Source organism: Bacillus sp. REN16 (genome assembly GCF_020731355.1).
GTDB lineage: Bacteria > Bacillota > Bacilli > Bacillales > Bacillaceae_L > Ferdinandcohnia.
The window spans coordinates 21,725-29,250 of sequence record NZ_JAJFZK010000024.1 but is presented as its reverse complement, the minus strand read 5'-3'; the positions used below and the strand labels follow the sequence as shown (position 1 = coordinate 29,250).

Sequence of the window (7,526 nt, the reverse complement as noted above, 5' to 3'; positions counted from 1 at the left end):
ACACAAAGGATGACAGGGTTTTTTCAACCTTCAAGGCACTCCCCTCCACTCAAAGGAGAAAGGCAAATAGCCCCCTCCATATCAGAATTACACATTACACACAGTATAACACATAATTCCCCTGAGTAGTGAGAGTTTTCAATAGATTACACACAAAGAATTAAAGGTATAAATAATCCCCTAAATCCTTTGGAATACCTTTTAAAGATTACACACTGTTAAATAGACACAACCCCTTGATAGATAAGGTGTTTAATGTAGTTTACACATTACACACACTTACACTTCTCAAAATGGAAGATCATCATCTGAAATATCGATAGGTTGTCCATCATTTGCAAATGGATCTTGATCTACTCTTGTAGGTGCTTGGTTTTGATTTGGGTTCTGACTCTGTCCAAATGGAGGATATCCACCTTGGCCACCGCCTTGGTTTCCACCCTGGTTGCCACCAAAGTTACCTTGATTGCCTCCATAACCTCCGCCATAGTTGCCACCAGAATTACCTCCACCGCTGCGCTGCCCTTCATTCGCATTTCTAGGTTCAAGGAATTGAACACTTTCTGCTACAACCTCTGTAACATATACGCGTTTGCCATCCTGGCCTTCATAATTTCTTGTTTGAAGACGACCATCAACACCTGCTAAGCTTCCCTTCTTAAGGAAGTTTGCTACGTTTTCAGCTGGTCGGCGCCATACGACGCAATTAATGAAGTCAGCTTCACGATCGCCAGACTGATTTGTAAATGCTCGATTCACTGCAAGCGTGAAGGTTGCAACTGCAACTCCACTTGGGGTATATCGTAATTCCGGATCCTTAGTAAGTCTCCCTACAAGAACTACGCGATTCATCATCAGAACCATCTCCTTAACAGGATATTGAAACAGAGTCTATACTCTATAAAAATTCTTATTCTTCTTCTTTAACAATGATATGACGGATAATATCTTCACTGATCTTTGCTAGACGATCAAATTCGCTAACAGCTTCAGGGTTAGACATTACGTTAAGAATCATGTAATAACCATCGCGGAAATCATTGATTTCATAAGCTAAACGGCGCTTACCCCATTCTTTTACGTTTGTAATCTCCGCACCATTGTCAGTTAGAATGCTGTTAAAGCGTTCAACTAAAGCCTTCTTCGCTTCATCATCAATGTTTGGACGGATGATATACATAACTTCGTATTTTCTCATCACGTTACACCTCCTTTTGGACTAACGGCTCTTTATCTAAAAAGAGCAAGGAGCAATTATTTCAATTACTCACAGAAAAATATTATATCACATGAATAATTTGTAGGCAAGATATCTTTAAAATAGAAAAACCACAAAACATAAACTCGTCCTGTGGCTACTTGCAATATCCCTTATACATTAAAACGGAAATGGATGACATCCCCATCCTGAACAATATATTCTTTCCCTTCAAGACGTACCTTTCCTGCCTCACGAGCAGCATTCATAGATCCACCTGCAAGCAGATCTTCATATGATACTGTCTCCGCCCGAATAAATCCTCTCTCAAAGTCTGTGTGAATAATCGCAGCACATTGAGGTGCCTTCATTCCTTTTCTAAATGTCCATGCTCGTACTTCTTGAACACCGGCTGTAAAATACGTAGCAAGGCCTAATAAATGATACGCAGCACGAATTAATTGATCAAGTCCAGATTCTTCAATTCCAAGTTCTTCAAGGAACATTTCCTTTTCTTCCCCTTCAAGCTCAACAATCTCTGACTCAATCTTCGCACAGATAACAATCACTTCTGCATTGTCTTTTTCCGCAAACTCACGAACTAATTGAACATACTCATTTGAGGAAGGATCAACTATATCATCTTCACCAACATTCGCAACGTATAAAACTGGTTTACTTGTTAGTAAATGCATGCCCTTTACATACTTCATTTGCTCTTCCGTAAATTCAATTGCACGTGCTGGCTGTTCATTTTCAAAGGTTTCTTTTAACATCACTAGAACTTCATGTTCTGCAACAGCATCCTTATCCTTTTGCTTTGCAAGCTTCCCAACACGGTCAATACGCTTATCAACCGATTCTAAATCCGCTAAAATAAGCTCTAAATTGATTGTCTCAATATCTGCAATAGGGTCAACCTTACCAGCAACATGTGTAATATTGTCATTTGCAAAACAGCGCACAACATGACAAATTGCATCTACCTGGCGAATATGTGATAAGAACTTATTACCAAGGCCTTCTCCTTTACTAGCCCCTTTTACAATCCCTGCAATATCTGTAAACTCAAACGTAGTTGGGACAGTCTTTTTGGGTTGTACTAATTCTGTTAATTTATTTAAACGCTCATCCGGCACTTCAACAATCCCCACATTTGGGTCAATTGTACAAAACGGATAATTCGCTGATTCCGCGCCTGCTTGTGTAATTGCATTAAAAAGAGTTGATTTCCCAACGTTTGGAAGACCAACGATACCTGCTGTTAACGCCATTGATTTTTCCACTCCTCTTATCCGTAACATACTAACTAGCCTTCAACAATTATAGATATTCCTTATTAAAAACACAAGCCGTTTCAGCTTATTCTACTTTCGTAAGAAACACAAAATCCTATTCTTCCACCTTTTCAATTTCTACAAGGCAATCATATAACGTACTACCAAGTCCATTATCGGAAACCTGATGAGAAGTAAGCTGATTCACACTGCCACCAAAAATATGCCATTGCCCTTCATCAATACACACAATATTTGGAGCTGAATCCTTTAAAATCTGGATGTTCCCAATGATTTCACCACGGTCATTAAACACCTTTACCCTATCATTTGGCTCAAGTCCTTTTTGCTCTGCAATATCCTTTGAAATTTCAACCTTTACCGATTGCAATCCCTCAATCAAATGGTAATTTTGTGAATGATTCGAGCGTAAAGGATGGATTGTTAATAATGAATATGGATATTGCATTGCTAAATCTTGATCAGTATGAATGGATTCTCTCGGATATGAAATTTTCAAACGTCCATCATATCCTTTTATCTCCCCTAGTGATGAAGTAAACTCAAATTTTCCAGATGGGGTTGTAAACTGGAAATCCTGCCATGGAACAAGCTGTACTGGAAGTGGGACATGACTTTTATTTTTAATTTCATCAAATGTAATTCCTTCATCCTGTAATGAACCTAATCCCATTTTAATAAATTCTTCTCTTGAATAGTCAAAATCATCGCCAAAGCCCAGCCTTTTTGCTAATTCCGACCAAATCCAGACATCTGATTTCGCCTCACCCCGAGCTTCAACTAGCTTGGGTCCGTAATTAACAAAGTGATGGTACATGGAGGAATAATAAATATCTTCCTCCTCAAAAACAGTTGCGGATGGAAGCACATAATCTGCTAATCTTGCTGTATCGGTCATAAACTGTTCTAGTACAACGACCGTATCAACTGAATGGAATGCTTCCTCAACAAGCGCCGTATTCGGCACTTGTGTTAATGGATTCCCGCAAGATACCATGATCATTTTTATTGGAGGCTCTGAAGCCGCTAAGACTTTTTCCGCTTGTTCAGCCATTACAAACGCCCTTGATTCTTTCTTCCTTTCTGGAAGTGTTAATGCAGCACTATCGAAGCTTTGGCCAACCTGTGTATTGCCAAAATTAGCACCACCGCCAGGAATTCCAACATTACCGCTTACTGCAACCAGGGCATCAATTAAACGAATTGTATTTCCCCCATTTGCGTATCGCTGCATTCCTAATCCCATGTAAGTTACTGTTGGACCATCACAATAAACATGGGCTAAATTTGTAATTGTTTCACGTGGAACATTTGTGATTTTCTCAATTTGTTCCATTGTTATCGATTGTAAAAGATCCTTTAAGTCTTCAAAACCAACTGTATATGTTGAAATAAAATATTGATCTTGTAGTCCTAAGCGAAGGATTTCCTTCATAATTCCAATCGCTAAAAATCCATCCGTTCCTGGAGTAATCGAAATATATGAATGTGCTATTTTAGCCGTGCCATTATAAATAGGATCAATGACAATGAGGTTGACACCCTTCTTTTTCACTTCCTGTAAGTAAGCAAATAGATGCATATTCGTGCGTGTCACGTTTCTTCCCCAAATAATGACATTTTTACTATTGTATATATCCTCAGGAGCATGGCTAGCTGCATTTCCGAAATCCCAATTTTGTGCCTCAATTCCGGACCCCCAACAAATGCTGCCAATTAACTCAGTCGCACCACCATAACAATTAAAAAAGCGGTCTGGTATCTTTGTTAAAAGTCCCCCGTTTGCATAATCATGACTATGCAACACAGCAGTTGATCCATATTTCTGTTTCACATCAGCGAGTTTCGCTGAAACCTCAATTAAAGCCTGCTCCCACGAAATTCTCTGAAACTCTCCATCTACTTTTTTCAAAGGATAAAGAATCCGTTCATCAGAGTTCGTCCTTGCTTCCAGCATACGACCTCTGCCACAAATTTTCCCTTTTGTAATCGGATGTTCTTTATCGCCATCTATCTTTACAACTTTTCCATTTTCTACTTCAACGACAAAACCACAGCTGTCCCAACAATTTAACGGACATGCAGATTTAAATGTGGTCAATTCATTCATCTCCCCACATAGCTCTAAAGTTTGTAATCTTTATTATAAATGACTGTTTCAAAAATTCTATAAAAAAGATTCACCATAACATACTTATTTTTTCCATCAAAAAAAGCACGAGACTCTATTCCTCGTGCTTAACAAGAATCTTTTTTAATTTTCGCCCAAACTCTTTTCGAGGAATGAGTACACTGTGTGCACAGCCCTCACATTTAATTCGAATATCCATCCCTATCCGAATGATCTTCCATTTATTTGTTCCACATGGATGAGGTTTTTTCATCTCTACAATATCATGTAATCCGTACTCTTTTTCAACCATGACATTCACCCTTTAACCTTTTTATATGTTGTATTGTAACAGGAATTCATTTCAAATTGTAGCGATTTACAATCGGATACAGCAAAATAACCGCTAATAAGTATAAATTTGCAATTCCATATAAAGGATATAAAATCGAAACAAGGGTTGAAAAACCAAAAGTTGTAAATGGAGTCATCAACAAAATAAAGAGAATCGCAATTATCCACAATGGCATTTTCATTTTTTCCTTAAACCTTGTGGACAATCCTAATAATCCTGATGCTGCCGTTGTGAATATCGCACCAAATAGCAGGATTGACATGATAAAAACTGCGACATAAGGGAAATTCTTCAGAATCACAAATAACGGGATTTCATATAGCATAATCTCCTGTGCAATCTCAATAAGAGCCTCATTATAAATAAAGGTAATTACGCCTAAAAACAGTCCGCTTCCAATGCTTGCAACCCAGGCCTCCCCTTTTGATTTCATCTCCTTTCCAATCGCACCTAACACTGCGACAAGCGGCAAAATATTTAATGCAGTAAATGTAAAAGCAGACGGCCAATTGCTCTGTTCATGGAGAATAAAAGAAAACTCTTTTCCACCTGATTTTAAGAAAATAAACAAGACCGTGACTAAAAATAGAATTAAAGCTGGAATTATCGCCATATTAATAGAAACCAAGCCATTTATATTCCATAAAAAAACTAAAACAAGGAGAAAGCCAAATAGGATGATCCCCCACCAAAATGGAATATTAAACAATTCCAAAGTAGCACCACCACCTGCTAACATCACGACCGTGGTAGAAAACAAATATAAAATTGTAATTACATCATACACATGTGAAACCTTTTCCCCTACTAATTCCTTCAACACCGGAACGAAATGCTCTGCCTTTTTTTCATAGCTAATTTTCATAATGATATAGCAGCAAATGATAAAAATAAAGGTAAAGAAAATGATGGCTAAGCCACTCTGTTCACCATAAAATTGCCATATTTCTCTTCCGGATGCATACCCTGCACCAATTGCTGTACCTAATATCAGAAACATCCATCGTATCCCTGCCTGAAACATACAATCCCCCCACCACTCATAATCCTTCACTACTTAAATGGACATATTTTTACAAATCTAAGATTCTTTTTTTCAGATGTATAGAATGTAAGATTCTTCCGTATACTGTAATACAGTTAAAAAGGGGTGAAGAACCTATGAATCTTAGATATAAATTATTCGACCATCAAAAGAATGAACCTTTTCGAATTCCACATGACCAAGAGTTAGCTGACCATCAGATTGCCTTAAAAATCACTTCAATGCTCCCGCTTTTAAAAACCCAACCAATTGTTATATTTTGTATTGGTACAGACCGTTCCACCGGTGACTGTCTTGGACCTTTAATCGGTACAAAAATTGCTGAAAAAGGATTGTCCCACTTTCATGTATATGGCACATTGGACGAACCTATTCATGCTGTTAATCTTCAAGAAAAAATTGAAGAAATAAACCAGAGATATTCAAACCCTTTTATTATTGGAATAGATGCCTGTCTGGGCCGCTTAAAGAGTGTGGGATCAATTACTATCGGGGAAGGCCCAATCAAGCCTGGTGCGGGTGTAAATAAGGAATTACCCCCTATTGGAGACATGCATATCACGGGGATTGTCAATGTAAGTGGATTTATGGAGTTTTTTGTCCTGCAAAATACGAGATTAAGTTTAGTAATGAAAATAGCCAATACTATTTCCAGTAGCATTTATAAGGCTGAGTTTAAGTATCTTCGAAGGACAGAGCTTGATTCAATTGAAAAGGATCAGTTTAGCTTATAAAAAAACCTCTTCTGCTTTAGAAGAGGTTTAAATGATGGCTTGTGCAAAATGTATGATGGAATTCCAATAATACATGGCTGTTACGAGGAGAGCCACTACTAAAATACCAGGTAATAGATTGGCAACACGAATATTTGTTATGCCTAACAGGTTTGTTCCTATTGCAACTATCATTAGGCCGCCTGCTCCCGTCATTTCAACAATAAATGAGCCCATTAACTCTCCAGGTACCCATTTATCAATTTGGGTCGCAAATAACGCAATAGAGCCTTGATAAAGGATGACAGGCACTGCCGAAAATAATACACCTATTCCCAATGTCGTCGATAATATTAAACTAGTAAACCCATCCAAGATTGATTTTGTATAAAGAACACGATGATCATTCCGTATTCCACTATCAAGTGCCCCAATGATTGCCATGGCACCAATTACAAAAATCAACGTAGCTGTTACAAAGCCCTTTGCAATCGTGCCCTCGCCTGACGACGAACCAACTTTCTTTTCAATCCAGGCTCCTAACCGATTTAATTTATCTTCAAGATCCCACCATTCGCCAAGAATACCACCAAACACTAAACTAAAAATAACGATTAAAAACTGCTCGCTTTTTAGCCCCATCTGGATTCCTAACAAACAAACAGCAAGTCCTATTCCATGCATTACAGTTGTTTTTACCTTTTCTGGAATTCGATGTAAAACCTTTCCTAATAAGGTTCCTGCTGCTATACACAACCCATTAATGATCGTCCCTAATAGAACCATTTCCATTTCCCCTACGTATAT

8 protein-coding genes are annotated in these 7,526 nt (G+C 38.1%); 1 reads left to right on the top strand and 7 read right to left on the bottom strand.

Going from position 1 to position 7,526, the window contains the following annotated elements:
* Positions 1–288: 288 nt before the first annotated feature.
* The 6 genes from ssb to LKW28_RS20850 all read right to left on the bottom strand — a co-directional run bounded on the left by ssb (position 289) and on the right by LKW28_RS20850 (position 5,985).
* On the bottom strand, positions 289–855 hold the full coding sequence (gene ssb / locus LKW28_RS20875) for a single-stranded DNA-binding protein (RefSeq protein ID WP_229142357.1): 567 nt from the start codon (positions 853–855) through the stop codon (positions 289–291).
* Positions 856–910: 55 nt separating this feature from the next.
* Positions 911–1,198, bottom strand: a complete 288-nt coding sequence (gene rpsF / locus LKW28_RS20870) for a 30S ribosomal protein S6 (RefSeq protein WP_229142356.1) — start codon at positions 1,196–1,198, stop codon at positions 911–913.
* A 173-nt stretch (positions 1,199–1,371) separates the two neighbouring features.
* Entirely contained in the window at positions 1,372–2,472 is a 1,101-nt protein-coding gene (gene ychF, locus LKW28_RS20865) for a redox-regulated ATPase YchF (RefSeq protein WP_229142359.1), read from the bottom strand.
* Between the two features lie 118 nt (positions 2,473–2,590).
* Positions 2,591–4,597 (bottom strand): molybdopterin-dependent oxidoreductase, encoded by a 2,007-nt coding sequence (locus tag LKW28_RS20860; RefSeq protein WP_420708920.1) that lies wholly within the window; start codon positions 4,595–4,597, stop codon positions 2,591–2,593.
* A gap of 124 nt (positions 4,598–4,721) precedes the next feature.
* The gene (locus tag LKW28_RS20855) at positions 4,722–4,919 is read right to left on the bottom strand and encodes a DUF951 domain-containing protein (protein ID WP_229142354.1); all 198 of its coding nucleotides are present in this window, start codon (positions 4,917–4,919) and stop codon (positions 4,722–4,724) included.
* Between the two features lie 46 nt (positions 4,920–4,965).
* Positions 4,966–5,985 (bottom strand): hypothetical protein, encoded by a 1,020-nt coding sequence (locus tag LKW28_RS20850; RefSeq protein ID WP_229142353.1) that lies wholly within the window; start codon positions 5,983–5,985, stop codon positions 4,966–4,968.
* Between the two features lie 137 nt (positions 5,986–6,122).
* On the opposite strand from LKW28_RS20850, the gene yyaC reads away from it, so the two are divergent.
* Positions 6,123–6,740, top strand: a complete 618-nt coding sequence (yyaC, locus tag LKW28_RS20845) for a spore protease YyaC (RefSeq protein ID WP_229142352.1) — start codon at positions 6,123–6,125, stop codon at positions 6,738–6,740.
* 27 nt (positions 6,741–6,767) lie between these two features.
* On the opposite strand, the gene LKW28_RS20840 is transcribed toward yyaC, so the two are convergent.
* Positions 6,768–7,505 (bottom strand): DUF554 domain-containing protein, encoded by a 738-nt coding sequence (locus LKW28_RS20840; RefSeq protein ID WP_229142351.1) that lies wholly within the window; start codon positions 7,503–7,505, stop codon positions 6,768–6,770.
* Between the last annotated feature and the right edge of the window lie 21 nt (positions 7,506–7,526).